Here is a 26708-nt window from a genome sequence, read left to right as displayed (position 1 = left end):
TACATTGATTACTACAACCATGACCGCCTCAGAGAGAAACTAAAAGGCCTGAGTCCGGTAGAGTATCGAACTCAGGCCACGAAGGCCGCCTGAATTTACATCGTCCAACTTATGGGGGGCAGTTCAGCAAGGCGCCCTTTTTTATGTACATTTTTCACACTTAATTATACATTGTTTATACATGAACCATGGAGAGGGATTGCTCATGAAAGTCTTTATCAAAAAATGGGGCAACAGCGCGGGAATACTGGTGCCCTCAGCGCTAATGAACGAGCTGGAACTACAGGTAGGTCAGGAAATGGACATGCAGGTCATCGATGGAACGTTGGTCATTAAACCGGTTAAGAAACGCTATTCACTGCAGCAATTGCTCGATGGCTGTGACGGTGAAGCGCCGGCCGCCGCAGACGACAACTGGGAACACATGCCGCCGGCGGGGAAAGAAGTATGGTGAAGCGCCCCGTTTTTCAGCGCGGAGATCTTATCCAGGTCAACCTGAATCCCGTGGTTGGCCGTGAGCAGCAAGGCGAATTTCGTCCGGCACTGGTGCTCTCTCCCCGCGAGTTTAATGCGCTGGGCATGGTGCTGGTCGCCCCTATTTCGCAAGGGGCTAATTTTGCCCGTACAGCGGGTTTCACCGTCAGCCTGAGCGAGAGCGGCACCGCAACGCAGGGCGTCATCTTGATCAACCAGGTTCGCATGATGGATCTGGCCGGGCGCAGCGCGCAATTCGTTGAACGTGCCCCTGGCGAAGTCATCGCCGACGCGCTGGCACGGCTTCAGGCAATCATCGACTAACGCCGAAAATCCACCGTCTCATCCTGCTGCAAATGCAGCGTGGTTTCCGCCGGCCGCGTTTCGGCGATCACCGCTCCCTGGCGAATCGAATAGCGCACCGGCGTCTGGCGGCGTACCGCGTCGAAGCCGCTTTCCGCCGGCAGGATCACCAGGTTGGCGCTGTTGCCGGCCGCCAGGCCGTAGTCGCTCAGGTTAAGGGTGCGCGCGCTGTGGTGGGTGATCAGCTTCAGCCCATCGTCGATCTGGCCATAGCCCATCAGCTGGCACACGTGCAGCCCCATATGCAGCACCTGCAGCATGTTGGCGGTGCCGAGCGGGTACCAGGGATCGAACACGTCGTCATGGCCAAAGCAGACGTTGATCTCCGCCTCCAGCATCTCCTTCACCCGCGTCACGCCACGCCGTTTCGGGTAGCTGTCGAAACGCCCCTGCAGGTGGATGTTCACCAGCGGGTTGGCGACGAAGTTGATGCCGGACATTTTCAGCAGGCGGAACAGCCGCGAGGCGTAAGCGCCGTTGTAAGAGTGCATCGCCGTGGTGTGGCTGGCGGTGACTTTCGCCCCCATCTCCAGCTTCAGCGCCAGCGCCGCCACGGTCTCGACGAAGCGCGATTGTTCGTCGTCGATTTCATCGCAGTGCACGTCCACCAGCCGATCGTATTTTTGCGCCAGCGCGAACGCCTTGTGCAGCGACTCCACGCCATATTCGCGGGTGAATTCGAAGTGCGGAATGGCACCCACCACGTCGGCCCCCAGCCGCAGCGCCTCTTCAAGCAGCGCTTCGCCGTTGGGGTAGGACAGGATCCCCTCCTGCGGGAAGGCGACGATCTGCAGCGTCACCCAGGGCGCCACCTCCTGCTTCACCTCCAGCATGGCTCGCAGCGCGGTCAGCGTGGGATCGGAAACGTCGACGTGGGTGCGCACATACTGCACGCCGTTGGCGATCTGCCACTTGAGCGTTTGCCAGGCGCGTTGTTTGACGTCTTCATGGGTCAGCAACGCTTTGCGTTCGGCCCAGCGCTCAATGCCCTCGAACAACGTGCCGGACTGGTTCCAGGCCGGCTGGCCAGCGGTTTGCGTGGTATCCAGATGGATATGCGGTTCGACGAACGCCGGCAACGCCAGCCCGCCCTGCGCATCCAGCACGTCGCTGCGCCACTCCTGCCCTTCCGGCTGCGGCACCAGATGCGCGATGCGCCCCTGTTCGATCGCCAGTTGCCACAACCCTTCATGCCCGCTTAAACGCAGGTTGTCGATAAACTTCAATGGACGTTTCGCCACCCTTCACCTCTGCCGTTGCGCTGGTTTTCTTCATCATACTGGCAGCGGATCGCACTGACAAAGTCGCCGTTCGTTTCAGGCCCCTCTTGAGTACCCCCTGAGGGGTAATTCAGACAAGGGTCGCGTCGCACCGAACAAAGGTGAATAAAATCCGCAACTTATAAAATATATATAAAAATCACTCACATACCACGTTGTGGGTAGATGAAAGGCCGCTTGATTTGCATCAATAAATCCCCTCCCGGGCGGGATAAGGTAGGCCCAGGAAACCCGAATTTTGAGGCAATAATGAGCAGAGTCAAACTTGCCGTCGTTGGCAATGGCATGGTCGGCCACCGGTTCATCGAAGATCTGTTGGATAAAGCAGACCAAGGCCGGTTCGACATCACCGTATTTTGCGAAGAGCCGCGCATCGCTTACGATCGCGTGCATCTCTCTTCTTATTTCTCGCACCATACCGCCGAAGAGCTGTCGCTGGTGCGCGAAGGCTTTTACGAAAAACACGGCGTGAAGGTGCTGATCGGCGAACGCGCTATCACCCTCAATCGAGACGAGAAAGTCATCCACTCCAACACCGGCCGCACCGTCTATTACGACAAGCTGATCATGGCCACCGGCTCCTACCCGTGGATCCCGCCGATTAAGGGCGCGGATAGCCCGGACTGCTTCGTTTACCGCACCATCGAAGACCTGAACGCCATCGAAGCCTGCGCGCGCCGCAGCAAACGCGGCGCGGTGGTCGGCGGCGGGCTGTTGGGGCTGGAAGCCGCCGGCGCGCTGAAAAGCCTGGGGGTGGAAACGCACGTGATCGAGTTCGCTCCGGTGCTGATGGCCGAACAGCTCGACCCGATGGGCGGTGACCAGCTGCGCCGCAAGATCGAGCGCATGGGCGTCAAGGTGCACACCGGCAAAAATACCCAGGAGATCGTCAACGGCGGCGGCACGGCGCGCAAAACAATGCATTTCGCCGACGGCAGCCTGCTGGAAGTGGATTTCATCGTGTTCTCCACCGGCATCCGCGCCCAGGACAAGCTGGCGCGTCAGTGCGGGCTGGAGATTGGCCGCCGCGGCGGCATCGCCATCAACGACAGCTGCCAGACGTCGGATCCGGACGTGTACGCCATCGGTGAGTGCGCCGCCTGGCGCGATCGCACCTTCGGCCTGGTGGCGCCGGGTTACAAAATGGCACAGGTGGCCGCCGATCACCTGCTGGGCCGAGAAAACGGCTTCCAGGGCGCCGATATGAGCGCCAAGCTGAAGCTGCTGGGCGTGGACGTCGGCGGCATCGGCGATGCCCACGGCCGCACCGAGGGCGCCCGCAGCTACGTCTATCTGGACGAAAGCAAAGAAGTCTACAAACGCCTCGTGGTCAGCGCCGACAACAAAACCCTGCTCGGCGCGGTGCTGGTGGGCGATACCAACGATTATGGCAACCTGCTGCAGCTGGCGCTGAACGGCATCGAGCTGCCGGAGAACCCGGACGGCCTGATCCTGCCGGCCCATGCGGGTAGCAAACCGGCCATCGGCATCGATTCGCTGCCGGAAAGCGCGCAGATCTGCTCCTGCTTCGACGTCAGCAAAGGCGACATTATCCAGGCGGTCAACAAAGGCTGCCACACCGTGGCGGCGCTGAAAGCCGAAACCAAGGCCGGCACCGGCTGCGGCGGCTGCATCCCACTGCTCACCCAGGTGTTGAACGCCGAACTGAGCAAGCAAGGCATCGAGGTCAACCATCACCTGTGCGAACACTTCGCCTATTCGCGCCAGGAGCTGTTCCACCTGATCCGCGTCGAAGGCATCAAGTCGTTCGAGGCGCTGCTGGCCAAATACGGCAAAGGCTACGGCTGCGAAGTCTGTAAGCCGACCGTCGGCTCGCTGCTGGCTTCGTGCTGGAACGAATACATCCTCAAGCCGCAGCATACGCCGCTGCAGGATACCAACGACAACTTCCTCGGCAATATCCAGAAAGACGGCACCTATTCGGTGATCCCGCGCTCCGCCGGCGGTGAAATCACCCCGGACGGCCTGCTGGCCATCGGCCAGATCGCCAAGGAATACAAACTCTACACCAAGATGACCGGCTCGCAGCGCATCGGCATGTTCGGCGCACAGAAAGACGATCTGCCGGCCATCTGGCGCAAGCTGCTCGCCGCCGGCTTTGAAACCGGCCACGCTTACGCCAAGGCACTGCGCATGGCGAAAACCTGCGTCGGCAGCACCTGGTGCCGCTATGGCGTCGGCGACAGCGTCGGCTTCGGCGTCACGCTGGAACATCGTTACAAAGGCATCCGCACTCCGCACAAAATGAAGTTCGGCGTCTCGGGCTGTACCCGTGAATGCGCCGAAGCGCAGGGCAAGGACGTCGGCATCATCGCTACCGAAAACGGCTGGAACCTGTATGTCTGCGGCAACGGCGGCATGAAACCGCGCCACGCCGACCTGCTGGCCGCCGACCTCGATCGCGAGACGCTGGTGCGCTACCTCGACCGTTTCATGATGTTCTATATCCGCACCGCCGATAAGCTGCAACGTACCTCGGTGTGGCTGGAAAGCCTGGAAGGCGGCATCGATTACCTGCGCCAGGTGATCGTCGACGACCGGCTCGGCATCAACGATCAGTTGGAAGCGGAGATCGCCCGCCTGCGCGACGCGGTGATCTGCGAGTGGAAAGAGACGGTCGAGCATCCGGAAACGCAGCTGCGCTTCGCTCACTTCATCAACAGCCCGCTGCGCGATCCGAACGTGCAGGTAGTGGCCGAACGCGACCAGCACCGCCCGGCGCGCCCGGACGAACGCATTCCCGTCACCCCGATCGATACCGAGGAGAGCCACGCATGAGCCAGTGGATTACCGTTTGTCCCGTCGCCGACATCTTGCCCGGCACCGGCGTGTGCGCCCTGATCGGCGATCGGCAGGTGGCGGTGTTCCGCCCTTATGCTGACGAGCAGGTATTCGCCATCAGCAATATCGACCCGTTCGCCCAGGCCAGCGTGCTGTCGCGCGGCCTCATCGCCGAGCATCAGGGCGAGCTGTGGGTCGCCAGCCCGCTGAAGAAACAACATTTCCGCCTGTATGACGGCCGCTGTCTGGAGGATGACAGCCGTTCCGTCGCCAGCTTCACCAGCCGGGTGGTCGACGGCATTGTGCAAGTCGCGGCATAACCCGTTCGCCGGCGCCCTAAACGGCGGGGAGACCCCTCGCCGTTCGTCAAGATCGCCTGAGTTGGGGGGGCATCTGCTCCCACATCGATTTATCCCGAGGAATGCCGATGGACTACCTGCCGATTTTCTGCCAACTGCAACACAAAGCCTGCCTGCTGGTCGGCGGCGGCGAGATCGCCGAACGCAAGGCCCGCCTGCTGCTGGACGCCGGCGCGGCGCTGACCGTCAATGCCCTGGCATTCAGCCCACAGTTCCAGCAGTGGGCGACAGCAGGCCTGCTAACGCTGGCCGAGGGCGAATTCAGCCCGGCCCTACTGGCGGATAAATGGTTGGTGATCGCCGCCACTGACCGGCTGGAAGTCAACGCGCGGGTGTACCAATGCGCCAACCAACGACGAGTGTTCTGCAACGTGGTGGACGATCCGAAACGCGCCAGCTTTATCATGCCGTCAATCATCGATCGTTCGCCGATTATGGTGGCGGTCTCCTCCGGCGGTAAAGCGCCGGTGCTGGCACGGCTGCTGCGCGAAAAACTGGAGGCGATGCTGCCACAGCACCTCGGCAAGCTGGCGCAACTGGGCGGCTCGCTGCGCCAGCGGGTAAAGCAACGCTTCCGCAGCCTCGGCGCACGCCGTCGCTTCTGGGAACGGTTGTTCGCCCACGATCGGTTGGCCCAGTCGCTGGCCAACGACGACGCGGCGCTGGCTGAACGCCAACTTGAGCAGCTGTTCAGCGAACGGCCGGCCGATCGCGGTGAAGTGGTGCTGGTGGGCGCCGGGCCGGGCGATGCCGGCTTACTGACGCTGAAAGGGCTGCAGCAAATCCAGCAGGCCGACGTAGTGGTTTACGACCGGCTGGTCTCGGAAGAGGTCATGACGCTGGTGCGCCGCGACGCCGAACGCATCTTCGTCGGCAAACGCGCCGGCCACCACTGCGTGCCGCAGGAGCAGATCAACCAAATCCTGCTGCAACAGGCGCAGCAAGGCAAACGCGTGGTGCGCCTGAAAGGCGGCGATCCCTTTATCTTCGGCCGCGGCGGCGAAGAGCTGGAGACGTTGGCGGACGCCAACGTGCCGTTCTCGGTGGTGCCGGGCATCACCGCCGCCTCCGGCTGCTCCGCCTACAGCGGTATCCCGCTCACCCACCGCGACCATGCGCAGAGCGTGCGACTGGTGACCGGGCACGCCAAGGCCGACGGCGGATTGGACTGGGCAACGCTGGCCGCCGGGCAACAGACGCTGGTGTTCTATATGGGGCTGTCGCAGGCAGCGGAGATCCAACGCCAACTGATCGCTAATGGATTGGCGACCACCACGCCGGTGGCGCTGGTAGAAAACGGCACCTCCTGCCGCCAGCGGGTAATGGAAGGCGAGCTCGGTCAACTGGGTGCCCTGTCTCGGCAGGCCGCCAGCCCCAGCCTGATCATCGTCGGCAGCGTGGTCAGCCTGCGCAACAAGCTCAACTGGTTCGCCAGCGAGGCGCCGCCCGCCGGCCTGGCGCAAATGGCGTGATAGCGACGTAAAAAAAAAGCGGCCTAAGGCCGCTTTTTCTATTTGCTTGCGCCGGCGTTACGCCTGCGGCGGTACGAAACCGACGGCCTGATAAACCTTCGCCAGAGTTTCCTGGGCGCGGGCGCGAGCCTTGGCGGCGCCGTCGCGCATCACCTGCTGCAGATAAGCTTCGTCGTTGCGGAAGCGGTGGTAGCGCTCCTGCAGTTCACCCAGCATGCCTGAGACGGCTTCCGCCACCGCGCCTTTCAGGTGGCCGTACATCTGGCCTTCGAACTCGGCTTCCAGCTGCGCGATGCTCTTGCCGGTCACGCCGGCGAGAATATCCAGCAGGTTGGAGACGCCCGCCTTGTTGGCCACGTCGTAACGCACGACAGGCGGCTCTTCCGAGTCGGTCATCGCGCGTTTGATCTTCTTGGTCACCGCTTTCGGATCTTCCAGCAGGCCGATCACGTTATTGCGGTTGTCGTCCGACTTGGACATCTTCTTGGTCGGCTCCTGCAGCGACATCACGCGCGCGCCGGATTTAGGAATAAACGGCTCCGGCACTTTGAACACGTCGCCGTACAGCGCGTTGAAACGCTGGCCCACGTCGCGGCTCAGTTCCAGGTGCTGTTTCTGGTCTTCGCCCACCGGCACCTGGTTGGTTTGATACAGCAGGATATCCGCCGCCATCAGCACCGGATAGCTGAACAGCCCGGCGTTGATGTTCTCGGCGTAGCGCGCGGATTTGTCCTTGAACTGCGTCATGCGGCTCAGTTCGCCGAAATAGGTGTAGCAGTTCAGCACCCAGCTCAGCTGCGTGTGCTCCGGCACGTGCGACTGCACGAAGATGGTGCTCTTTTCCGGATCGATGCCGCAGGCCAGGTACAGCGCCAGCGTATCCAGCGTGGCCTTGCGCAGCTTCTCGGCGTCCTGACGCACGGTGATGGCATGCAGATCGACGATGCAGTAGATGCAGTCGTAGTCATCCTGCATCTGCACCCACTGACGCAGCGCACCCATGTAGTTGCCGATGGTCAGTTCGCCGGACGGCTGCGCGCCGCTAAATACGATGGGCTTACTCATGTTTAAATTTCCTGATTCTCTAAAGATGACAGCCCAAGAGCGGGCAACAAATCGGCGAAGCGCTCCAACACCCGATCGGGGTGGCTCAGGGCGATCGATTCGCCGTAGTTATAACCGTAGGTAAAGCCGACGCTCGGGCAACCGGCGCCCTGCGCGGCTTGAATATCGTTGCGGGAGTCGCCGACGAACAACAGTTCATGCGCCCGCAGCCCAAGCTTGCCGAGCACCAGGAACAACGGCGCCGGGTGCGGTTTCTTTTCCGTCACGTCGTCACCGCCTATCACCAGCGAGAAATAGTCGCCAATGCCCAGCGCCGCCAGCAGCGGCGCCACGAACGGCGTCGGCTTGTTGGTCACCAGCGCCATCGGGTAGCCGTGCGCGGCCAGGCGGGCCAGCGTCTCTTGCACCTGCGGGAACAGGCGGCTGCCGCTGTCGACGGTCTGCGCGTAGAAATGATCGAAGCGTTCACGCAGCCGGCTGCACTGCTCCGGCGTACCTTCCGCTTCCGCCCAGCGCAGCGCGCGCTGCACCAGCACGTCGGCGCCGTTGCCGATCCAGGTGCCGACCCGCGCCTCACCGGCTTGCGGCAGGCCCCTCTCTTCCAGCGCCATATCGATGGCGGCCGCCAGGCCCGGCGCGCTGTCGACCAGCGTGCCGTCCAGATCGAAGGCCAGTGCGCGGATCGCGCTGAAATCAGCCATGGGAAACCTTCGCCAGCTCGCTGCGCATTTCGTCGATCACCTTGCGGTAGTCCGGCTGGCCAAAGATGGCGGAACCGGCGACGAACATATCGGCGCCCGCGGCGGCGATTTCGGCAATGTTGTCCACCTTCACCCCGCCGTCGACCTCCAGGCGGATATCGCGGCCGCTGTCGTCGATCAACTTGCGCACCTGGCGCAGCTTGTCCAGGGTGCCGTGGATGAACGACTGGCCGCCGAAGCCCGGGTTAACCGACATCAGCAGGATCACGTCGATTTTATCCATCACGTAATCGAGGTAGCTCAGCGGCGTGGCCGGGTTGAACACCAGGCCGGCTTTGCAGCCGTGCTCTTTGATCAGTTGAATGGTGCGATCGACATGCTCGGAAGCTTCGGGGTGGAAAGAGATGTAAGACGCGCCGGCCTTGGCGAAATCAGGCACGATGCGATCCACCGGCTTGACCATCAGATGCACGTCAATCGGCGCGGTAATGCCGTAGTTGCGCAGCGCTTCGCACACCATCGGACCGATGGTCAGATTGGGCACATAGTGGTTGTCCATCACGTCGAAGTGCACCACGTCGCCGCCTGCGGCCAGCACGTTGGCGGTATCTTCACCTAACCGGGCAAAATCTGCCGACAGAATGGACGGGGCAATCAAAAACTTTTTCATCCGCTTCTCCAAACGTAGGGTCGAGTTGTTATGCGCCGGGTGCTCCCGGCTTAGCGATACAGCGCCAAAAGCTCGTTCACTTTGCTGCGGCCGAGAATGTTGCGGCTGATCGTGCGGCGCGCTTTCACCACGTACAGCGAGGCATGCTGATACCAGTCGCGCGTCAGCTCGGTATCGTGATTGGAAATCAATACCGGCACCTGGCTCTCAAGCGAAAGCTGGTGCGCCAGATGCGCCAGGCTTTGCTGATCGGCGATGCTGAAGCTGTTGGTATGGTAGGCGGTGAAATTCGCCGTCGCCGACAGCGGCGCGTATGGAGGATCGCAATACACCACGGCGCCGGCCACGGCCTTTGCCATGGTATCGCGGTAATGCTCGCAGACAAAAGTGGCATTGCGCGATTTTTCGGCAAACCAGTAGAGCTCTTCTTCCGGGAAGTACGGTTTCTTGTAGCGGCCAAACGGCACATTGAACTCGCCGCGCAGGTTATAACGGCACAGACCGTTATAGCAGTGGCGGTTCAGGTACAGGAACAGCAGCGCCCGGCGGTAAGGCTCGGTGCTAGTATTGAACTCTTCTCGCAGCAGGTAAAACTGATCCGAGTTATTGAATTCATCGGCGAAAAGCATGCGAGCATCGCGCACGAAGTCATCCGTGCGCAGCTTAACGATGTTATACAGGTTGATAAGATCGCTATTGATGTCGGCGAGAATGTAGGCGTCGTAATCCGTGTTCAGGAAGACGGATCCCGCACCCACGAAGGGCTCGATTAAGCAGTCTCCCGCCGGCAGATGGCGACGAATCTCGTCTACCAGCGGGTATTTTCCACCAGCCCATTTTAAAAAAGCGCGGTTTTTCTTCATGCCGTCAATTAGCTACTTATACAATTCAGAGCGGCGGATTGTACTCTGTTTCAGACAGCACATCAGCGCACAAATTTAAATGATTTATTTTTTAAGATCTTGCTGTACCTGATGTACAGGTCGAACCCATGGTTTTTTCGCCTGCACATCCGCCGGCAGCGTAGCGATGGCGCGCTTCGCGTCCGCAGAAGACGCATAGTTGCCGCTCACCAGCACATACCACGGCTTGCCGTCACGCTTGGTGGCGTACACCAGGTAATTCTGCAGCTTCTGCTGTTTGGCGTAAGCGTTCAGCGTATCGGAACGCGAGGCACTGCTCAGTTGCAGCGTGTAATGGCTGCCCGGTGCAGACTGCAGCGAACCGCTGCTGCTGACCGCTCCCGCTTTCGCGGTGGAAGACGGCTTGGCCGGCGGCGTATACACCGTGGTCGGTGATTTATGCTGCGTCGCAGTCGGTTTGGCGGCGGCGGTTTTCGCCGGCGTTTTATGCTGTTGCTGCGCGGTACCTTGCACAGGGCGAGTCGCCTCGCGCGCCGCGGCGCCGCTCATCACCGTCGCCGGTGCGGTCGGCAGCGTCGAGGCTGCGCCGGTCATGCCCTGGGTCGCGGCGTCAACCTGCCCCTGCTGCTGCGACAGCGCATCCGCCATGTTGCCCGGCAGATCGACGCGCTGCTGCGCACCGCCCTGCTGAGGCTGAGATTGCGCTTCGGTCGGCGTGCCGGAGATCGGCGGAACGCTGACGTCCTGCGGTTGCTGCGGCTGAGTCGCGCTCACGCCGTTGTTGTCGTGGGTATCCGTGGTGCCACCCGGCACGCCATTGTTGGCGGTGGTCAGCGACGAAGAGCCGGACAGGTTGATATCGCGGGCCGCGCCGTTTTGCGCGCCGCTGTCCTGAGCCGCTTCATGTTTGGTCGGCGCCTTTAAGGCAGAACCGATGCCGATAATCAGCAGCAGCAGCACCAAAATGCCGATGCCAATCATCAAATGCTGGCGCGAAACGGCGAAGCGCGGCGCGGCGGCCGGCTTGCGCGAACGCGTAGGACGACGATCGCTGCTATCAGGTCTGAGATCGTCTTCCGGTTTAAACTCGTCCATCTGAAACCCTCCAACTAGAGGCAAAAGCCCACCACCGTAGACCTACCGTGGCACGGGCAGATTAACCCGATGATGGCAAAGCGACACCCGTCGTGCTCTGCTCACTGTATTAATATAGATGCAAATGGCGGCTAAGCCACTGTTACTTAGTCCGATTTAATTACGCTTCCGCAGGCAGGCAGGCGGCGATCGACGCCAACACCAGCTCATGCCCTACGCCGCCGCGCACTTCCGCCGCACCGATCGCGGTCGGCAGCACCAGACGCAGCTCACCCGCCAGCACTTTCTTATCGCGCAGCATGTGCGGCAGATAGGATCCCGGCGTCATTTCCTGCGGCCCGCAGACCGGCAGGCCGGCGCGCAGCAGCAGCGCTTTGATGCGTTCGATATCTTCAACGGAGAACTGGCCGAGACGGTGTGCGGTTTCCGCCGCCATCACCATGCCTGCGGCCACCGCTTCGCCGTGCAACCACACGCCGTAGCCCATTTCAGCTTCGATGGCATGGCCGTAAGTATGGCCCAGATTCAGCAAGGCGCGCAGGCCGCTTTCGCGTTCGTCGGCGGCCACCACCTCGGCTTTCAGCTCGCAGCAGCGGCGGATACAGTAGGCCAACGCCTGCATATCCAGCGCCATCAGCGCATCGATGTTGTTTTCCAACCAGACGAAGAACTCGCGATCGAGGATGATCCCGTATTTGATGACTTCAGCCAGGCCGGAAGAGAGTTCACGCCTCGGCAACGTTTTCAGGCAATCCAGATCAACCACCACCGAAGCGGGTTGATAGAAAGCGCCGATCATATTTTTGCCGAGCGGGTGGTTGACGGCGGTCTTGCCGCCCACGGAAGAGTCCACCTGCGACAACAGCGTGGTGGGAACCTGAATGAAACGCACGCCGCGTTGGTAGCACGCGGCGGCAAAGCCGGTCAGATCGCCGACAACGCCGCCACCGAGCGCAATCAGCGTCGTGTCGCGCCCGTGCGGTTTTTCCAGCAGCGCCGAAAACACCTGCTCCAACACCGCCAGAGATTTGTACTGCTCACCATCGGGAAGGATCACCTGATCCACCACGACGCCGCCCTGCTCCAACACCTGCCGGACGCGCTCCAGATAGAGCGGCGCCAGGGTCTGGTTGGTGACCAACATCGCTTGCTCACCCGCCTTCAACGGCATAAAAGAAGCCGGATCGTTAAACAATCCGGCGGCGATGGTAATCGGGTAGCTGCGCTCCCCAAGCGTTACAGTAATTCTCTCCATGTCGCGCTCAGTTCTCTGTATGATGCGGCGGTGGTTGCTCCCCGCAGCGGCGGGGAACACAAATCAGTTTTCCGCATTGGCCGACGGCGAACGCGAAAATCGGCAATCAGTTGCTTTCCAGCATGTTGATGATCTGGTTGGCAACCACTTTAGCGCTCTGATCGTCGGTGCGAATGGTGACATCGGCAATCTCTTCATACAACGGATTGCGCTCTTTCGCCAAGGCTTCCAACACTTCACGCGGCGGAGAATCGACCTGCAGCAGCGGGCGTTTTTTATCACGCTGGGTACGAGCCAGCTGCTTCTCGATCGTGGTTTCCAGATAGACCACCACGCCGCGTGCGGACAGACGGTTGCGCGTTTCGCGCGACTTCACCGAACCGCCGCCGGTCGCCAACACAATCCCTTGTTTTTCCGTCAGTTCATTAATGACTTTTTCTTCACGATCGCGGAAACCTTCTTCCCCTTCCACGTCGAATACCCAGCCCACGTCAGCTCCGGTACGTCGCTCAATTTCTTGATCGGAGTCGAAGAACTCCATATTGAGTTGCTGAGCTAACTGACGGCCAATAGTGCTTTTGCCGGCACCCATAGGCCCAACCAGAAAGATATTGCGTTTCTCTGCCATGTTTTTCGGTATTACTAAGACAATTCGTTAATGTTAACCCGCCCCGCCAATCAAATCAGCGGCGGGACCTAAACTGAAACCTCATGAGCGATAGTGCGAGATCAGACGAAAAATTATCTCAACACTCTTGGTAGTTTGGCAACCGAATAAATCGCAATCCACGCCGCGGGAGGGAAACCATATGTTTTTAACGGCGTCTTGGCGCTAACAAAAAACCTCGGTGCTCAATTCGGTAACCCTTGTAAGCTAAATCGGCCGCAGCGTCAAACGCAGATCCCCCCAAGGGGATAAAAAAGTGTATCTGCACATCAACTTTAGGCAATTTGCCACCCTGCCGACAGGCAGCCGCTTATCCCTTAATCAGGGTCGGCGTAATGAAGATCACCAGCTCGCGTTTTTTCTGCTGTGCGCCGCGTTGTCGGAACAAACCTCCCAATAACGGCGCATCCGCCAATCCCGGCACCTTGTCCGCCGTCTTGCCGCTATGCCGTTGAAAAATACCGCCGAGCACCAGCGTTTCACCGTTTTTCACCGTAATCTGCGTCTTAATCTCCTGCTTATCGATGGTCAACGCCTCCCCCGCCCCCCGGCTGACGGCGCGCCCCGGCATATTTTGGCTGATGTGCAGCGTCAGCGTGATGCGCCCGTCCGGCAGCACTTTCGGCGTCACCTCCATGCCCAGCACCGCCTCTTTGAACTCGATGGCAGTCGCGCCGCTGGCACCGCTCGACACTTCGTAAGGGATCTCCGTCCCCTGCTTGATGCTGGCGGTTTGCAGGTGCGCCGTCAGCAGACGCGGGCTGGCGATGATTTCCACCTGATTCTCCTGCTCCAGCGCCGTCAGCTCCAGGCTCAGCAAACGCCCGCTGATGCGCGCCAGGTGGAAACCGGCGTCCACCGCGCTGCGCTCCAGCGGCAGATTGACGCCGAGATTACCCGGCCGCAGCGGCTGCGCCGGCCTGTCGTCGGGCGCCAATCCCCACCGCACGCCGAGTTCGCGCAGGCTTTCGCTGTTGATGGTCACGATATGCGCCGCCAGCTGTACCTGCGCCAGGGGGGCGTCCATTTCCGTCACTCGCTTTTTCAACTGCGCCAGGATTGGCGCGGTGTCGCGGATCAGTAACGTATTGGTGCGCTTGTCCGCCAGCACGCTGCCACGCTCGCTGAGCAACGCGCCGCGTTGGCCATGCAGGCTTTCGGCAATCTCCGCCGCATCGCCATTCTGTAGCGTCAGAGTCAGGCTGTGCAGCGGTTGCCGCTGCGCCAACGCCTCTCGCTGCTGCCTTTTTTCCTGCGCGTCCGGCTCCGGCGAGATCAGCATCACGTTGCCCTCCCGCGTCATCGCCAGTTTGCCCATGCGCAAGGTCAGCGCCAGCGCCTGAGGCCAGGGCACACTCTCCAGCCGCAACGTCAGGTTGCCGCTCACGCCGGGTGCGGCGATCAGGTTCATCTGCCGATAATCCGCCAGCGCCTGCAGAATGACCGTGACCGGCGCGTCTTGAAACTCCAGCGAAATAACCTGTTTATCCTGCGCCTGTGCGGCGCCGAGCATCAGGCACCACAGCGCCATGCCCAGTCCAGCGCGTCCTTTCATGGTTGGCCATCCTTGTTGTCCATCACCAGCGAGATGTCGCCCTGGCTCGCCGGGCAATCCGGTTCGGCCGTCAGCGCCGTTAACGTCAGGCTGCGCGCCTGCACCTGTTTGACCTGCCAGCGCCCGGCAAGCACCCGCTGCTGCGGCCGCAGGCGCAGCCACTGCCCGGTCTGAGTCACCACCCAGCCATAGCGCAACGTCGGCTGCCCGATGAGGCCTTTCAGGCGCCAGCCGGCCGGCGATGCCGCCGTCTGGGCACAAACAGGTGACGGCGGCGGCGCAAACGGGTCGCGCGGTTCAGCGCATAAGGCCCACGGCCATAGCAGCCACCACCAACGGCCGGCTCTTTTACTCATCGGCCTGCTCCTCGGCAGCATCCTGCAACACCATGCGCGCCGTCATGCCCTGCGACAGCGTCTCCACGCTCAATTGTTCGAGGCGCAAATCAGCGGGCAGCGCCTCCAGCAGCGCCAGCAAACCGGCGTAATCAATACGCAGGCTCAGCGTTTGCCGCGGCGGTTTTTCCTGCCGCTGCCAGCGCAGCAAGGCGCCCCCCGCCCGCTGCAGCACGCTCGCCAGATCGCCGGCGGTGGGCGGGCCGTTCGCCACCGGCGGGGTAACGGCTTGCGGTGCTTCGTCCAATTGGCGCCGCACCATGGCGATCTGTTGCAGCAGATGCTGCTGCCGTTCCGCCGCGCTTTCCCGCTGACGCCATTCTTCTTGTAACATCCACCCGCCGCCCAACAGCGCCAACGTGCCGATGCCCAACCATTGCGCCACCGGCAATCGCCAGCCCGGCAAACTCAGCCAGAAGCGCAGCCCGGCGGGTAAACGGCTATTCATCACGCCCCCACTGCGCCGCCAGATGAAAGGTGAACAGGCCGTCGCCACGTTGCGCCACCTCCGCCAAGCGCAGCCCCGGCATCCCCGTCAGCCGCCGTTCAAACTGCGTGATGCCCGCAGGAGAGCGGCTCAACCCACGCAGCCGCAGGCCGTTCACCGCATCGCTTTCCAGCGTTGTGAGCCACAGCGGTGAGGGAACGGCGCTGGACAATCGCTGCAGCAGCTGCAAATAACGCCGGTTATGCTGGGCGTTGCGCGCCTGTCGTTCGGCGCGGGCACCCTGCCGTGCCCGCTGCGCCCGCGCTTGCTGCTGCTGACGGGCGAGCAACGTCAATGCCGCCAGCTCTTCATCCAACATCGCCAGCCGCTCCTGCCGCTGCGCCTGCTGCTGACGCAGTTGGCCGGCGACGAAGCCCGCAGCCGACAGCAGTACCGTTACCTGCAACAGCAGCACGCCCAGCCAAAAATAGAGGCGCCGGCGGTCGCGGCGTTGCCGCCAGGGCAGAAAGTTGACTTGATACATCAGCAGTCCTCCTCGCGCAGCGCCAGACCACCGGCCAATGCGAACGCCGAGGGATGCGCTGGCAACGGCGGACGCAGCTGCGTGAAGGCGCTGAGCGGCGACCAGGAAAGGCAGCCGGCGGGCAAAGCTCCCGCCAACACGCTGCCGGCATAGACCGGCCGCTCATCGTCCGCCGACGTCTGCGCGCGCAACGCCCGCAGCGCCCGTGCCTCGTCGTCGCCCGGCACCAGACCAAAGGCGAACGCGCCATCGGCCGGCGCTACCCACAGCCATTCCCGCTCGAGACGGTGCATCAGCCCCGCAGCGAGCGGCACGCCCGCCGCCGTCGCCATTACCCGCAGCGCACAGGGGGTAATATCGACCGCCTGCGGGTGCAGGCCGGCCTGGCGCAGGCAGTGCAGCCACTGCTGCAGCTCCTGCCGCCGCGCGGCGGTCAACAGCAGCGCCGCCTCATCCGCCGGCGCGGCGCGGTAATCAAGCGCCAGCGTCTGGCCGTCGAGCGGAAACTGTTTTAAGCCGTGGCCATCGATATAGTCGCTGCGTTCCGGCTCGCGCAGCCGCGCGTCCGGCTGCGCCATGCGCTGCTGCAACACGCGCTGCGCCGGCAGGGCAATGCGTAAGGAAATATGTCGCGGCAGTTGGACGCGCCATTGCCGCAGCGCCTGGATCAGGGCTTCGGAAGGTGCCAGGCAGCCATCGCGTAAAACCGCCTGCGGCAGCGCCTGCTGCCACCAGTGGCGCAACTGCCAGCCGTTGCGGCGGCGTTGGGCCGCCACCGCCCGCACGCAGTCAATTTGTATATCCAGCCCCACCTGCCATGCTTGAGGGAACATGTTTCGCAAGCCTCCATAACATCAGATGATAAAAGAACATATCCATGTCGCAGGCTTGCCTTTATACTACCGCGCGGTTGTTTATAAACTGCCCAAATGACTTAAAAATGGGAAATCTCAGGTGAAGTTCGTAAAGTATTTTCTAATCCTTGCAGTATGTTGCATCGTGCTGGGAGCAGCCTCGATTTTCGGCTTGTACAAATATGTCGAGCCGCAGCTGCCCGACGTCGCAACGCTGAAAGACGTGCGCCTGCAAATACCGATGCAGGTTTACAGCGCCGATGGCGAACTGATCGCCCAATACGGCGAGAAGCGCCGCATTCCGCTGAAACTGGATCAAATTCCGCCGGTGATGGTGCATGCCTTCATCGCCACCGAAGACAGCCGTTTCTATGATCACCACGGCGTCGATCCGGTCGGCATCTTCCGTGCCGCCTCCATCGCGCTGGTTTCCGGCCACGCTTCGCAGGGGGCCAGTACCATCACTCAACAGCTGGCGCGTAACTTCTTCTTAAGCCCGGAACGCACCCTGATGCGGAAAATCAAGGAAGCCTTCCTGGCGGTGCGCATCGAACAGATGCTCACCAAGGATGAAATCCTTGAGCTGTACCTGAACAAGATTTATCTGGGTTACCGCGCCTACGGCGTGGGCGCCGCCGCGCAGGTCTATTTCGGCAAAGACGTCAGCCAGCTGACCCTGAGCGAAATGGCAACCATCGCCGGCCTGCCGAAAGCGCCGTCCACCTTCAACCCGCTCTATTCGCACGATCGCGCCGTTGCCCGCCGCAACGTGGTGCTGTCGCGCATGCTGGACGAACACTACATCACGCAGGCGCAGTACGATCAGGCACGTTCCGAAGATCTGGTCGCCAACTACCATGCGCCGGAAATCAGCTTCTCCGCGCCGTATCTCTCCGAGATGGTGCGTCAGGAGATGATCAAGCGCTACGGTGAAAACGCCTATACCGACGGGTACAAGGTTTACACCACCGTCACCAAACGGCTGCAGCTGGCGGCACAGGAGTCGGTGCGCAACAACGTGCTGGCCTACGACATGCGCCACGGCTACCGTGGCCCGTCCAACGTATTGTGGAAAGTCGGCGAAGCGGCCTGGGATCGCAAACAGATTGTCGATTCGCTGAAAAACCTGCCGAACTACGGCCCGCTGGCGCCGGCGGTGATCACCGCCGCCAACCCGCAGGAAGCGACGGCGATGCTGGCCGACGGCAGCAGTATCGCCCTGCCGATGGCGACCATGCGCTGGGCGCGGCCATACCGTTCAGACACCCAGCAAGGCCCGACGCCGAAACGCGTCACCGACGTGGTGCAGGCTGGCCAGCAGGTGTGGGTGCGCAAAGTGAACGAGGCCTGGTGGCTGTCGCAGGTGCCGGACGTCAACTCGGCGCTGGTCTCGATCAACCCGAACGACGGCGCGGTGAAAGCGCTGGTCGGCGGCTTCGATTTCAACCAGAGCAAGTTCAACCGCGTCACGCAGGCTCTGCGCCAGGTGGGGTCGAACATCAAGCCGTTCCTGTACACCGCCGCGATGGATAAAGGCCTGACGCTGGCCACCATTCTGAACGACTTGCCGATTACCCGTTGGGATGCCGGCGCCGGCACCGACTGGCGGCCGAAGAACTCGCCACCGACCTACGACGGCCCGATTCGCCTGCGCCAGGGGCTGGGGCAGTCGAAAAACGTGGTGATGGTGCGCGCGATGCGCGCGATGGGCGTCGACTACGCGGCGGAATATCTGCAGCGCTTCGGCTTCCCGGCGCAGAACATCGTGCATACCGAATCGCTGGCGCTGGGCTCCGCCTCCTTCACCCCGATGCAGCTGGTACGCGGCTACGCGGTGCTGGCGAACGGCGGTTACCTGGTTGACCCGTACTTCATCACCAAGATTGAAGACGACAACGGCAATACGGTGTTCGAAGCCAAACCGAAAGTGGTGTGCAGCAGCTGTAATCTGCCGGTGATCTACGGCGATACCCACCGTTCGGCGGTGCTGTCCGACGACAACATCGAAAACGTCGCCACCTCGCAGGAAGGCAGCAACAGCACGGTGCCGATGCCGCAGCTGGAGCAGGTTACCCCGGCTCAGGTGCAGCAGGACGGCGACCAACAGTATGCGCCGCACGTGATCAGCACGCCGCTGGCCTTCCTGATCCACGACGCGCTGAACAGCAACATCTTCGGCGAACCGGGTTGGATGGGCACCGCCTGGCGCGCCGGGCGCGATCTGAAGCGTCATGACATCGGCGGCAAAACCGGTACCACCAACAGTTCCAAAGACGCCTGGTTCTCCGGCTATGGCCCGGATACCGTGACCTCGGTGTGGATCGGTTTCGACGATCACCGCCGCGACCTGGGCCGTTCGACGGTATCCGGCGCCATCCCGGATCAGATTTCCGGCGGTGAAGGCGGCGCCAAGAGCGCCCAGCCGGCGTGGGACGACTTCATGAAGACCGCGCTGGAAGGCATCCCGGAGCAGAAAGTCACGCCGCCGCCGGGCATCATCAGCGTCACCATCGACAAGAGCAGCGGCAAGCTCTCTGGCGGTGGCGGCGGCAGCCGCTCCGAGTACTTCATCGAAGGAACGCAGCCGACGGACTACCCGTCGCGCGATACCGGCACCACGTTGACCGATCCGGGCGGTGAAAGCCACGAGCTGTTCTGATCGAAAAGGGCCAGAGAAATCTGGCCCTTTTTTTGTTCGGCGCGAAGCGTATCAGCGCGCAGCGCGCAAAAACGCCTCTGAGAGGAACAGCGCGCTGACGTTGCGCGCCTCGCGGAAATCCGGTTCCGCCAGCAGCGCCATCATGTCGGCGATCGGCCAACGCACCTGCGGCAGGGGCTCCGGCTCATCCCCTTCCAGACTCTGCGGATAGAGATCGTGCGCCAGCACGATATTCATTTTGCTGGAAAAGTAAGAGGGCGCCATCGTCAGCTTGCTGAGAAAATCAAAGCGCTTCGCGCCGTATCCCACCTCTTCCATCAGCTCGCGGTTGGCCGCCTCCAGCACCCCCTCACCGGGATCGATCAGCCCTTTGGGGAACCCCAGCTCATAGGATTCGGTGCCCACCGCATATTCACGGATCAGCAGCAGATCATCGCCAATCACCGGCACGATCATCACCGCTTCACGATCCGAAGGCCGCATGCGCTCATACACCCGCCGAACCCCGTTGCTGAATTCCAAATCGACCGACTCGACGTTGAACAAACGCGAACGCGCGACCGTTTCCACTTTCAGAATTTTAGGTTTTTGCAGGTGTTTATCCATGATTGCCTCAAAGAGGTTACCCAGGCGTGGACGGGGCAACCGAAATAATGATTGGCGTAACGCACGGCTCGTTGGCGCTCAAACGCTGACCAAATTCGATCCTGATCACATTGTGCGTTAAGGGCAAGCTCCGCCGCAACGAGCATGAACAGTAATTTACTTTCTTTTAACAAGCGTAGCCAGAGGCCGGCGATTTTCCGTACTGATTCAGCAAACGGCGTACATGAAAATAGGATAATACCGATATCGACGGCGGAGCCCGGTTGCTAGTATCACGCAGGCAAGAATCAGTGATAAAATGGCCTTGCGTCATGAAGGAATGAGGTCCAGAGCGAGAATCTGTTTGTTCCCTCATTAGTTCTGGGTGCCTCCTGGCGGTTTACTCCGTATAATATTCAGCTTTTCATCAGGTTGGCGAAATTCACGGGTGTGAGATGGGGATTGCATGAGCACAATAGTGTTGATATTGGCCTTAGTGCTTGTCTGCCTGATTGCCGCCGGCCTGTACCTGTGGTTCAAAGCCCGCAACCCATCGGCGCTGGCGCACACGCTGCCGTTTATCAAACCCGCTCATCGCAAGCTGACCAACGAAGAACGCGCCGCGGTCGAGTATTACCTGAATCAGCAAAACAAGTTGAGCAACAAGCTGTTGCCCGGCGGCGCTACGTTGCCCGCAGCCAAACTGGCGCTTACCCCGCAAAGCGACAGCGTGTATCCCGTGACGCACGCCATCACCCGTTACGGGCTGGCCAGCGACGATCCCAATAAATGGCGTTATTACCTCGATGCCGAAGAGGTGCACCTGCCGCCGTTTTGGGAGCCCTATATCACCGCCGACAACCATGTGGAAGTGATCCGAACCCAGACGCTGCCGCTGGTGATTTCGCTCAACGGGCACTCGCTGAAAGATCATATTCACGACCGGCCGCAGCCGCCGGTAGTCACCGCCGCGCCGACCAAAAACGCCTCCATCCGCAAGGAAGAGAGCGAGCATGTCGAGCTGGTGAATATTCGCAAGGAAACGCCGGAAGAGCATGCGCTGAACCGGCCGAACGGCATCCGCGAAGCCGTCATCATTTCCGCCGCGCTGCTGCTGCTGTTCTTCAGCCTGATAAGCCCGGTGCTGGTGATCCCCTGGATGATTTTCGTCGCGGTGCTGACGATCGCCTGGGGATGCTGGAACCTGTTCCGCCGCCCGGCGGCGCGCGAATTGAAAGAGATCCACTGTCTGCGCGGCACGCCGAAGCGCTGGGGCCTGTTCGGCGAATCCGGCCAGGGGCAGATCAGCAACATTTCACTCGGCATCATCGATCTTATCTATCCGCCGCATTGGCAGCCGTACCTGACGCAGGATCTGGGCAAAACCACCGATGTGGACGTTTATCTCAATCGGCAGGTGGTGCGCCAGGGCCGCTTCCTCTCGCTGCATGACGAAGTGAAGAACTTCCCGCTGCAGCAGTGGGGCCGCAACGCGGTGCTGGTCGCCAGCTCGGCGCTGGTGCTGCTGCTGCTGCTGATCTATATCCCGCTCAACCTGCCGCTGACCCTTAGCATGGCCTGGCTGCAAGGCGCGCAAAAAGTGGAAGTGACCAGCGTGCAGGCGCTGGAAGCCACGCCGCTGCGCATCGGCGATACGCTGAAGGTACGCGGCAGCGGCATGTGCTATGTGCCCCCGCCGGCCAACGGCGGCGGTGCCGTCAATTTTGCGCCGTTCGACTGCTCCGGCATTTACTGGAACAACGCCGCCCCGCTGCCGCAGCCGGAATCGGAAGTCATCGATAAAGCGACCGCCCTGTTGGCCACGGTCAACAGCCAGCTGCATCCGAGCGGCGCCGATCAGAAGGTCAACCCGCAGTTGGCCAGCGCCATCGAGAAATCCGGTATGATTCTGCTGGACGATTTTTCTGACATCGTGCTGAAAACACAGGACTTGTGCCAGGCGGAAAGCGACTGCGTGCGGCTAAAAAACGCGCTGGTCAATCTGGGCAACGCCAAAAACTGGAACGGCCTGGTGAAACGCGCCAAATCCGGCGCACTGCAAGGCGTTAACGTCCTGCTGCGCCCGGTAAGCGCCGAGTCGCTGGAAAGCCTGACCAAAGTGGCCACGTCGTCGTTCATCTTCAATGAGACGCGTTTGGCCGCCGCAGCGCTCAACAGCCCGCCGCCGGGTGGCTTCCTGATCAGCAGCGACGAAGGCCGCCAGTTGGTCAGCCACCCGCAACCGCCGGTGCCGCAAAGCGAATACAACGCCCTCGACCAGTGGAATGAGCTGCAGCGCCTTTCCAATCTGCTGCTGCATACCCCGTTCCAGGCACAGGGCGTGATCACCAGCCTCAGCGTCGATGCCAACGGCACCCGCCACGTGGCGCTGCACAGCGAACCGGATATGATTACCCTGTGGCGCTACCTCGGCACCAGCCTGCTGTTGCTGGCGGTGGTCGTCAGCCTGGGTTATAACGCCTGGCGGCTGGTGCAACGTCGGCGCATCAATCAGCACCGTGTCGCCGATATCCAGCGTTACTACGACAGCTGCTTCAATCCGCAGCTCAATCCGATGTCGATGCGGCCGATGGCCTGAACCTGACGCCGGGGCCTCCGCCCTGTCATCTGCTTATGCTACGCTAACGCTATTATTCTCATCTGCGGACCGCCCGTCGGTCCGCCCGTGGAGTTTTTATGGTTCCCGAGTTTGACTGGCCGCAGATCGATACCGTACTGCTGGATATGGACGGCACCTTGCTGGACCTGGAGTTCGACAGCCACTTTTGGCTCAGCCTGGTGCCGCAGGCGCTGAGCGAGAGGCGCGCTATTCCGTTCGACGAAGCCCGTGGCATCATTGAGCGGGAATATCAGGCGGTGCAGCACACCATGAACTGGTACTGCTTCGATTACTGGAGCGAACGGTTGGATCTGGATATCTACCGCATGACCAGCGAAGTGGGCAGCCGCGCCCGGCTGCGGGAAGACACCGAGCCGTTTTTACGGGCGCTGCGCGACGCCGGTCTGCAAACCATTTTGCTGACCAACGCCCATCCGCACAGCCTGGCGGTGAAAATCGAGCATACCGGCCTCGATCGGCACCTTGATTTATTGTTTTCCACCCACACATTTGGTTATCCGAAAGAAGATCAGCGTCTGTGGCAGGCGGTGCAGCAGCACACCGGATTCAATCCGCAGCGCACGCTGTTCGTCGACGACGGCGAGCCAATCCTCGACGCGGCGCGCACTTTCGGCATTCGTTACTGCCTGGGCGTGCAAAACCCGGACTCCAGTACGGCGGAAAAAAGCTTCCAGCGCCATCCGTCGATGCGCGACTATCGCCTGCTGATACCGGCGCTGGCCAGGGGGGAAGCATGAAGGAAAAAGCAACGCGCGACGACGCGGTCCGGCTGGACAAGTGGCTGTGGGCCGCGCGCTTCTATAAGACCCGCGCGCTAGCGCGCGAAATGATCGACGGCGGCAAGGTGCATTACAACGGCCAGCGCGGCAAACCGAGCAAGATTGTCGAACTCAACGCCGAGCTCAAGCTGCGGCAGGGCAATGAAGAACGCACGGTGATCGTGCTGGCGCTGACCAGCCAACGCCGCGGCGCCGGTGAGGCGCAGCAAATGTATCAGGAAACCGAAGCCAGCATCGCCAACCGCGAAAAAATGGCGCTGGCGCGCAAGATGAACGCGTTGACCATGCCGCATCCGGACCGCCGTCCGGATAAAAAGGAGCGGCGCGACCTGATGAAATTTAAATTTGGTGAGCCGGAATAACCCCTCACCGCAATGAGAGAAGATTATGTCCAACCATGACCAATTGCACCGTTACCTGTTTGAAAACTACGCGGTGCGCGGCGAGCTGGTTACCGTCAGCGAAACCTATCAGCAGATCCTGAACAACCACGACTACCCGGCGCCGGTGCAAAAGCTGCTGGGCGAGCTGCTGGTCGCCACCAGTCTGCTGACCGCGACCCTGAAGTTCGACGGCGACATCACCGTGCAGCTGCAGGGCGACGGCCCGCTGAAGCTGGCGGTGATCAACGGCAACAACCGTCAGGAGATGCGCGGCGTTGCGCGCACCCAGGCACCTATCGCCGACGACAGCACCCTGCATCAGATGATCGGCAACGGCGTCATGGTCATCACCATTTCGCCAACGGAAGGCGAGCGCTATCAGGGCGTGGTCGGTCTGGAAGGTGAAACCCTGGCCGAATGCCTGGAAGCCTACTTCCGCCAGTCCGAGCAGCTGCCAACCCGCCTGTTCATCCGCACCGGCGAAGCGGAAGGCAACGCCGCGGCGGCCGGTATGCTGCTGCAGGTGCTGCCGGCGCAGGACGGCAACCTCGATGATTTCGATCATCTGGTGCAACTGACCAACACGGTAAAAAGCGAGGAGCTGTTCGGCCTGCCGGCCAACGAAGTGTTGTACCGCCTGTATCACCAGGAAGAGGTCACCCTGTACGAACCGCAGGACGTGCAGTTCCGTTGCACCTGTTCGCGCCAGCGTTGCGCCGACGCGCTGCTGACCCTGCCGACCGACGAAGTGGCGGACATGCTGGAGCAGGACGGCAATATCGACATGCACTGCGACTACTGCGGCAGCCACTATGTCTTTGACCCGGTTGATGTTGCCGCTTTGTATGCGGGTAACACCGGCGAAAGCGACCAGTTGCACTAAGTCACACCTCTTCGGCGGGCGCGCCCGGCGCCCGCCAACGCCCGCCGTTTGCACGTTTGCTTTTTTCCGTGTGCTATCTCTCAGATCGTAACGAAATACCGCCTAAAACGTTAAATATTTGATACCCATCGCGGTTACGCACCGTTAGATCCCTACAATTGCCGCCAGAAATTCTGTGACCAAGGAGTAGTAACATGCGCGTTAAAGGTATAACCCCTCAGGATCTGGCCGCTTACGGCATTCACGACGTTAGCGAAATCGTTCACAACCCGAGCTATGAACTGCTGTTTAAGGAAGAAACAGACCCATCTCTGGAAGGTTTTGAGCGTGGGGTAGTCACCAAGCTGGGTGCCGTCTCCGTCGATACCGGCATCTTCACCGGCCGCTCGCCGAAAGACAAATACATCGTCCGCGACGACATCACCCGCGATACCGTGTGGTGGGCCGATCAGGGCAAGGGCAAAAACGACAACAAACCCCTCAGCCCGGAAGTGTGGGCCGATCTGAAACACCTGGTCACCGAACAACTGTCCGGCAAACGCCTGTTCGTGGTGGATACCTTCTGCGGCGCCAACGCCGACTCGCGCCTGAAAGTGCGCTTCATCACCGAGGTGGCCTGGCAGGCACACTTCGTGAAAAACATGTTCATCCGCCCGAGCGACGAAGAGCTGGCTGACTTCGAGCCGGATTTCGTGGTGATGAACGGCGCCAAATGCACCAATCCGAACTGGCAGCAGCAAGGCCTGAACTCGGAGAACTTCGTCGCCTTCAACCTGACCGAGCGCATGCAGCTGATCGGCGGCACCTGGTACGGCGGCGAAATGAAGAAAGGCATGTTCTCGATGATGAACTACCTGCTGCCGCTGAAAGGCATCGCCTCGATGCACTGCTCGGCCAACGTGGGCGAGAAAGGCGACGTGGCGGTGTTCTTCGGCCTGTCCGGTACCGGCAAGACTACCCTCTCCACCGATCCGAAGCGTCAGCTGATCGGCGATGACGAGCACGGCTGGGACGACGACGGCGTGTTCAACTTCGAAGGCGGCTGCTACGCCAAGACCATCAAGCTGTCTGAAGAAGCCGAGCCGGACATCTATCACGCCATCAAACGCGACGCGCTGCTGGAAAACGTCACCGTACTGGCCGACGGCAGCATCGACTTCAACGACGGTTCGAAAACCGAGAACACCCGCGTTTCTTACCCGATCTACCATATCCAGAACATCGTCAAGCCGGTGTCCAAGGCGGGTCACGCCACCAAGGTGATCTTCCTGACCGCCGATGCCTTCGGCGTGCTGCCGCCGGTATCGCGTCTGACCGCCAACCAGACTCAGTACCACTTCTTGTCCGGCTTCACCGCCAAGCTGGCCGGCACCGAGCGCGGCGTAACCGAACCGACGCCAACCTTCTCCGCCTGCTTCGGCGCCGCATTCCTGTCGCTGCACCCGACGCAGTACGCCGAAGTGCTGGTGAAACGCATGCAGGCCGCCGGCGCCCAGGCTTACCTGGTCAACACCGGCTGGAACGGTACCGGCAAGCGCATCTCGATCAAAGATACGCGCGGCATCATTGACGCCATCCTGAGCGGTGAAATCGACAAGGCGGAAACCGTAACCCTGCCGATCTTCGATCTGGCGATGCCGACCGCGCTGCCGGGCGTGAACCCGGAGATCCTCGATCCGCGCAATACCTACGCCAGCCTCGAGCAGTGGCAGGAAAAAGCGCAGGATCTGGCCGAGCGCTTCATCACCAACTTCGACAAATACACCGACACGCCTGCGGGCGCCGCGCTGGTCAGCGCCGGCCCTAAGCTGTAATTCGGTAGCGTTACCTCTTCAGCTAAGGCGCGGATCCCGCGCCTTTTTTTATTTTCAGCGATTGCTTTTTAACCAGCAAGGCGAGAAAATAAGTCAATGCAATCATTGATAGCAAAGGAGGTT

The 26708-nt window shown here is 61.2% G+C and carries 26 protein-coding genes; 12 read left to right on the top strand and 14 right to left on the bottom strand.

Going from position 1 to position 26708, the window contains the following annotated elements:
- The 3 genes from M6G53_RS19105 to M6G53_RS19095 form a co-directional block, all read left to right on the top strand.
- Positions 1–93: IS3 family transposase (locus M6G53_RS19105; RefSeq protein WP_253333459.1), on the top strand; the 93-nt coding region annotated here is incomplete at its 5' end.
- A gap of 112 nt (positions 94–205) precedes the next feature.
- On the top strand, positions 206–454 hold the full coding sequence (locus M6G53_RS19100) for an AbrB/MazE/SpoVT family DNA-binding domain-containing protein (protein WP_253333767.1): 249 nt from the start codon (positions 206–208) through the stop codon (positions 452–454).
- Positions 448–798, top strand: a complete 351-nt coding sequence (locus M6G53_RS19095; protein WP_253333766.1) for a type II toxin-antitoxin system ChpB family toxin — start codon at positions 448–450, stop codon at positions 796–798. The genes M6G53_RS19100 and M6G53_RS19095 overlap by 7 nt, the downstream gene beginning before the upstream one ends.
- Here M6G53_RS19095 and M6G53_RS19090 read toward each other — a convergent pair.
- Entirely contained in the window at positions 795–2063 is a 1269-nt protein-coding gene (locus M6G53_RS19090) for a cytosine deaminase (protein WP_207188402.1), read from the bottom strand. The two genes, M6G53_RS19095 and M6G53_RS19090, sit on opposite strands and share 4 nt — an antisense overlap.
- Positions 2064–2366: 303 nt before the next feature.
- On the opposite strand from M6G53_RS19090, the gene nirB reads away from it, so the two are divergent.
- From nirB to cysG, 3 genes are all read left to right on the top strand, one after another.
- Entirely contained in the window at positions 2367–4916 is a 2550-nt protein-coding gene (gene nirB / locus M6G53_RS19085) for a nitrite reductase large subunit NirB (protein WP_253333764.1), read from the top strand.
- Positions 4913–5239 carry a nitrite reductase small subunit NirD gene (gene nirD / locus M6G53_RS19080; protein WP_253333762.1) on the top strand — a complete coding sequence of 109 codons (327 nt, stop codon included), beginning with the start codon at positions 4913–4915 and terminating at the stop codon, positions 5237–5239. The genes nirB and nirD overlap by 4 nt, the downstream gene beginning before the upstream one ends.
- 107 nt (positions 5240–5346) lie before the next feature.
- Positions 5347–6750, top strand: coding sequence for a siroheme synthase CysG (cysG, locus tag M6G53_RS19075; protein ID WP_253333760.1), 1404 nt, complete (start codon positions 5347–5349; stop codon positions 6748–6750).
- A 57-nt stretch (positions 6751–6807) separates the two neighbouring features.
- On the opposite strand, the gene trpS is transcribed toward cysG, so the two are convergent.
- The 12 genes from trpS to pilM all read right to left on the bottom strand — a co-directional run bounded on the left by trpS (position 6808) and on the right by pilM (position 16820).
- Positions 6808–7815: a tryptophan--tRNA ligase gene (gene trpS, locus M6G53_RS19070; protein ID WP_253333758.1), complete on the bottom strand. Its 1008-nt coding sequence runs from the start codon at positions 7813–7815 to the stop codon at positions 6808–6810.
- Positions 7816–7817: 2 nt separating this feature from the next.
- Positions 7818–8516, bottom strand: coding sequence for a phosphoglycolate phosphatase (locus M6G53_RS19065; RefSeq protein ID WP_253333756.1), 699 nt, complete (start codon positions 8514–8516; stop codon positions 7818–7820).
- The gene (gene rpe, locus M6G53_RS19060; RefSeq protein ID WP_019456160.1) at positions 8509–9186 is read right to left on the bottom strand and encodes a ribulose-phosphate 3-epimerase; all 678 of its coding nucleotides are present in this window, start codon (positions 9184–9186) and stop codon (positions 8509–8511) included. The genes M6G53_RS19065 and rpe overlap by 8 nt, the downstream gene beginning before the upstream one ends.
- A 50-nt stretch (positions 9187–9236) precedes the next feature.
- On the bottom strand, positions 9237–10049 hold the full coding sequence (gene dam / locus M6G53_RS19055; protein WP_253333754.1) for an adenine-specific DNA-methyltransferase: 813 nt from the start codon (positions 10047–10049) through the stop codon (positions 9237–9239).
- Between the two features lie 84 nt (positions 10050–10133).
- Positions 10134–11144 carry an SPOR domain-containing protein gene (locus M6G53_RS19050; protein WP_253333752.1) on the bottom strand — a complete coding sequence of 337 codons (1011 nt, stop codon included), beginning with the start codon at positions 11142–11144 and terminating at the stop codon, positions 10134–10136.
- A 160-nt stretch (positions 11145–11304) separates the two neighbouring features.
- Positions 11305–12399, bottom strand: coding sequence for a 3-dehydroquinate synthase (aroB, locus tag M6G53_RS19045; protein WP_253333750.1), 1095 nt, complete (start codon positions 12397–12399; stop codon positions 11305–11307).
- A 106-nt stretch (positions 12400–12505) separates the two neighbouring features.
- Positions 12506–13027, bottom strand: coding sequence for a shikimate kinase AroK (gene aroK / locus M6G53_RS19040; RefSeq protein WP_004391482.1), 522 nt, complete (start codon positions 13025–13027; stop codon positions 12506–12508).
- A gap of 349 nt (positions 13028–13376) precedes the next feature.
- Positions 13377–14621: a DNA uptake porin HofQ gene (gene hofQ / locus M6G53_RS19035; RefSeq protein WP_253333748.1), complete on the bottom strand. Its 1245-nt coding sequence runs from the start codon at positions 14619–14621 to the stop codon at positions 13377–13379.
- Positions 14618–14977, bottom strand: a complete 360-nt coding sequence (locus M6G53_RS19030) for a HofP DNA utilization family protein (RefSeq protein WP_253333746.1) — start codon at positions 14975–14977, stop codon at positions 14618–14620. Before M6G53_RS19030 ends, hofQ begins: the two co-directional genes overlap by 4 nt.
- Positions 14970–15464, bottom strand: coding sequence for a hypothetical protein (locus tag M6G53_RS19025; protein ID WP_253333744.1), 495 nt, complete (start codon positions 15462–15464; stop codon positions 14970–14972). Before M6G53_RS19025 ends, M6G53_RS19030 begins: the two co-directional genes overlap by 8 nt.
- A complete protein-coding gene (locus M6G53_RS19020) occupies positions 15457–15987 on the bottom strand; it encodes a PilN domain-containing protein (protein ID WP_253333742.1) in 531 nt (176 codons plus the stop codon). Before M6G53_RS19020 ends, M6G53_RS19025 begins: the two co-directional genes overlap by 8 nt.
- Positions 15987–16820, bottom strand: coding sequence for a type IV pilus biogenesis protein PilM (gene pilM / locus M6G53_RS19015; RefSeq protein WP_253333740.1), 834 nt, complete (start codon positions 16818–16820; stop codon positions 15987–15989). Before pilM ends, M6G53_RS19020 begins: the two co-directional genes overlap by 1 nt.
- A 121-nt stretch (positions 16821–16941) precedes the next feature.
- Between pilM and mrcA the strand changes: the two genes are divergently transcribed.
- Positions 16942–19500, top strand: coding sequence for a peptidoglycan glycosyltransferase/peptidoglycan DD-transpeptidase MrcA (mrcA, locus tag M6G53_RS19010; RefSeq protein ID WP_060443799.1), 2559 nt, complete (start codon positions 16942–16944; stop codon positions 19498–19500).
- 51 nt (positions 19501–19551) lie between these two features.
- Here mrcA and nudE read toward each other — a convergent pair whose 3' ends face one another.
- On the bottom strand, positions 19552–20106 hold the full coding sequence (gene nudE, locus M6G53_RS19005; protein ID WP_253333738.1) for an ADP compounds hydrolase NudE: 555 nt from the start codon (positions 20104–20106) through the stop codon (positions 19552–19554).
- A gap of 445 nt (positions 20107–20551) precedes the next feature.
- Between nudE and M6G53_RS19000 the strand changes: the two genes are divergently transcribed.
- The 5 genes from M6G53_RS19000 to pckA all read left to right on the top strand — a co-directional run bounded on the left by M6G53_RS19000 (position 20552) and on the right by pckA (position 26585).
- Positions 20552–22684, top strand: a complete 2133-nt coding sequence (locus M6G53_RS19000) for an intracellular growth attenuator family protein (protein WP_253333736.1) — start codon at positions 20552–20554, stop codon at positions 22682–22684.
- A 98-nt stretch (positions 22685–22782) separates the two neighbouring features.
- The gene (gene yrfG / locus M6G53_RS18995) at positions 22783–23463 is read left to right on the top strand and encodes a GMP/IMP nucleotidase (protein WP_253333734.1); all 681 of its coding nucleotides are present in this window, start codon (positions 22783–22785) and stop codon (positions 23461–23463) included.
- Positions 23460–23867 (top strand): ribosome-associated heat shock protein Hsp15, encoded by a 408-nt coding sequence (gene hslR, locus M6G53_RS18990; protein ID WP_015379306.1) that lies wholly within the window; start codon positions 23460–23462, stop codon positions 23865–23867. Before yrfG ends, hslR begins: the two co-directional genes overlap by 4 nt.
- A gap of 25 nt (positions 23868–23892) precedes the next feature.
- Entirely contained in the window at positions 23893–24771 is an 879-nt protein-coding gene (hslO, locus tag M6G53_RS18985) for an Hsp33 family molecular chaperone HslO (RefSeq protein ID WP_015379307.1), read from the top strand.
- A 194-nt stretch (positions 24772–24965) separates the two neighbouring features.
- The gene (gene pckA / locus M6G53_RS18980; RefSeq protein ID WP_015379308.1) at positions 24966–26585 is read left to right on the top strand and encodes a phosphoenolpyruvate carboxykinase (ATP); all 1620 of its coding nucleotides are present in this window, start codon (positions 24966–24968) and stop codon (positions 26583–26585) included.
- The last annotated feature ends 123 nt before the right edge of the window (positions 26586–26708 follow it).

It is taken from the genome of Serratia nevei, from assembly GCF_024160145.1.
In the GTDB taxonomy this organism is placed as follows: Bacteria; Pseudomonadota; Gammaproteobacteria; order Enterobacterales; family Enterobacteriaceae; genus Serratia; species Serratia nevei_A.
The sequence above is the reverse complement of the archived record's forward strand: the minus strand, read 5'-3'. Positions and strand labels throughout refer to the sequence as shown.

What these genes read in the sequence shown, in the direction of transcription:
- rpe (WP_019456160.1), bottom strand. Translation starts at nt 9,186, where the DNA reads ATGAAAAAGTTTTTGATTGCCCCGTCCATTCTGTCGGCAGATTTTGCC.
- dam (WP_253333754.1), bottom strand. Translation starts at nt 10,049, where the DNA reads ATGAAGAAAAACCGCGCTTTTTTAAAATGGGCTGGTGGAAAATACCCG.
- M6G53_RS19030 (WP_253333746.1), bottom strand. Translation starts at nt 14,977, where the DNA reads ATGAGTAAAAGAGCCGGCCGTTGGTGGTGGCTGCTATGGCCGTGGGCC.
- hslO (WP_015379307.1), top strand. Translation starts at nt 23,893, where the DNA reads ATGTCCAACCATGACCAATTGCACCGTTACCTGTTTGAAAACTACGCG.
- cysG (WP_253333760.1), top strand. Translation starts at nt 5,347, where the DNA reads ATGGACTACCTGCCGATTTTCTGCCAACTGCAACACAAAGCCTGCCTG.
- hslR (WP_015379306.1), top strand. Translation starts at nt 23,460, where the DNA reads ATGAAGGAAAAAGCAACGCGCGACGACGCGGTCCGGCTGGACAAGTGG.
- M6G53_RS19050 (WP_253333752.1), bottom strand. Translation starts at nt 11,144, where the DNA reads ATGGACGAGTTTAAACCGGAAGACGATCTCAGACCTGATAGCAGCGAT.
- nirD (WP_253333762.1), top strand. Translation starts at nt 4,913, where the DNA reads ATGAGCCAGTGGATTACCGTTTGTCCCGTCGCCGACATCTTGCCCGGC.
- M6G53_RS19000 (WP_253333736.1), top strand. Translation starts at nt 20,552, where the DNA reads ATGAGCACAATAGTGTTGATATTGGCCTTAGTGCTTGTCTGCCTGATT.
- aroK (WP_004391482.1), bottom strand. Translation starts at nt 13,027, where the DNA reads ATGGCAGAGAAACGCAATATCTTTCTGGTTGGGCCTATGGGTGCCGGC.
- pckA (WP_015379308.1), top strand. Translation starts at nt 24,966, where the DNA reads ATGCGCGTTAAAGGTATAACCCCTCAGGATCTGGCCGCTTACGGCATT.
- hofQ (WP_253333748.1), bottom strand. Translation starts at nt 14,621, where the DNA reads ATGAAAGGACGCGCTGGACTGGGCATGGCGCTGTGGTGCCTGATGCTC.
- pilM (WP_253333740.1), bottom strand. Translation starts at nt 16,820, where the DNA reads ATGTTCCCTCAAGCATGGCAGGTGGGGCTGGATATACAAATTGACTGC.
- aroB (WP_253333750.1), bottom strand. Translation starts at nt 12,399, where the DNA reads ATGGAGAGAATTACTGTAACGCTTGGGGAGCGCAGCTACCCGATTACC.
- M6G53_RS19095 (WP_253333766.1), top strand. Translation starts at nt 448, where the DNA reads ATGGTGAAGCGCCCCGTTTTTCAGCGCGGAGATCTTATCCAGGTCAAC.
- M6G53_RS19020 (WP_253333742.1), bottom strand. Translation starts at nt 15,987, where the DNA reads ATGTATCAAGTCAACTTTCTGCCCTGGCGGCAACGCCGCGACCGCCGG.
- M6G53_RS19065 (WP_253333756.1), bottom strand. Translation starts at nt 8,516, where the DNA reads ATGGCTGATTTCAGCGCGATCCGCGCACTGGCCTTCGATCTGGACGGC.
- M6G53_RS19025 (WP_253333744.1), bottom strand. Translation starts at nt 15,464, where the DNA reads ATGAATAGCCGTTTACCCGCCGGGCTGCGCTTCTGGCTGAGTTTGCCG.
- yrfG (WP_253333734.1), top strand. Translation starts at nt 22,783, where the DNA reads ATGGTTCCCGAGTTTGACTGGCCGCAGATCGATACCGTACTGCTGGAT.
- nirB (WP_253333764.1), top strand. Translation starts at nt 2,367, where the DNA reads ATGAGCAGAGTCAAACTTGCCGTCGTTGGCAATGGCATGGTCGGCCAC.
- M6G53_RS19100 (WP_253333767.1), top strand. Translation starts at nt 206, where the DNA reads ATGAAAGTCTTTATCAAAAAATGGGGCAACAGCGCGGGAATACTGGTG.
- nudE (WP_253333738.1), bottom strand. Translation starts at nt 20,106, where the DNA reads ATGGATAAACACCTGCAAAAACCTAAAATTCTGAAAGTGGAAACGGTC.
- trpS (WP_253333758.1), bottom strand. Translation starts at nt 7,815, where the DNA reads ATGAGTAAGCCCATCGTATTTAGCGGCGCGCAGCCGTCCGGCGAACTG.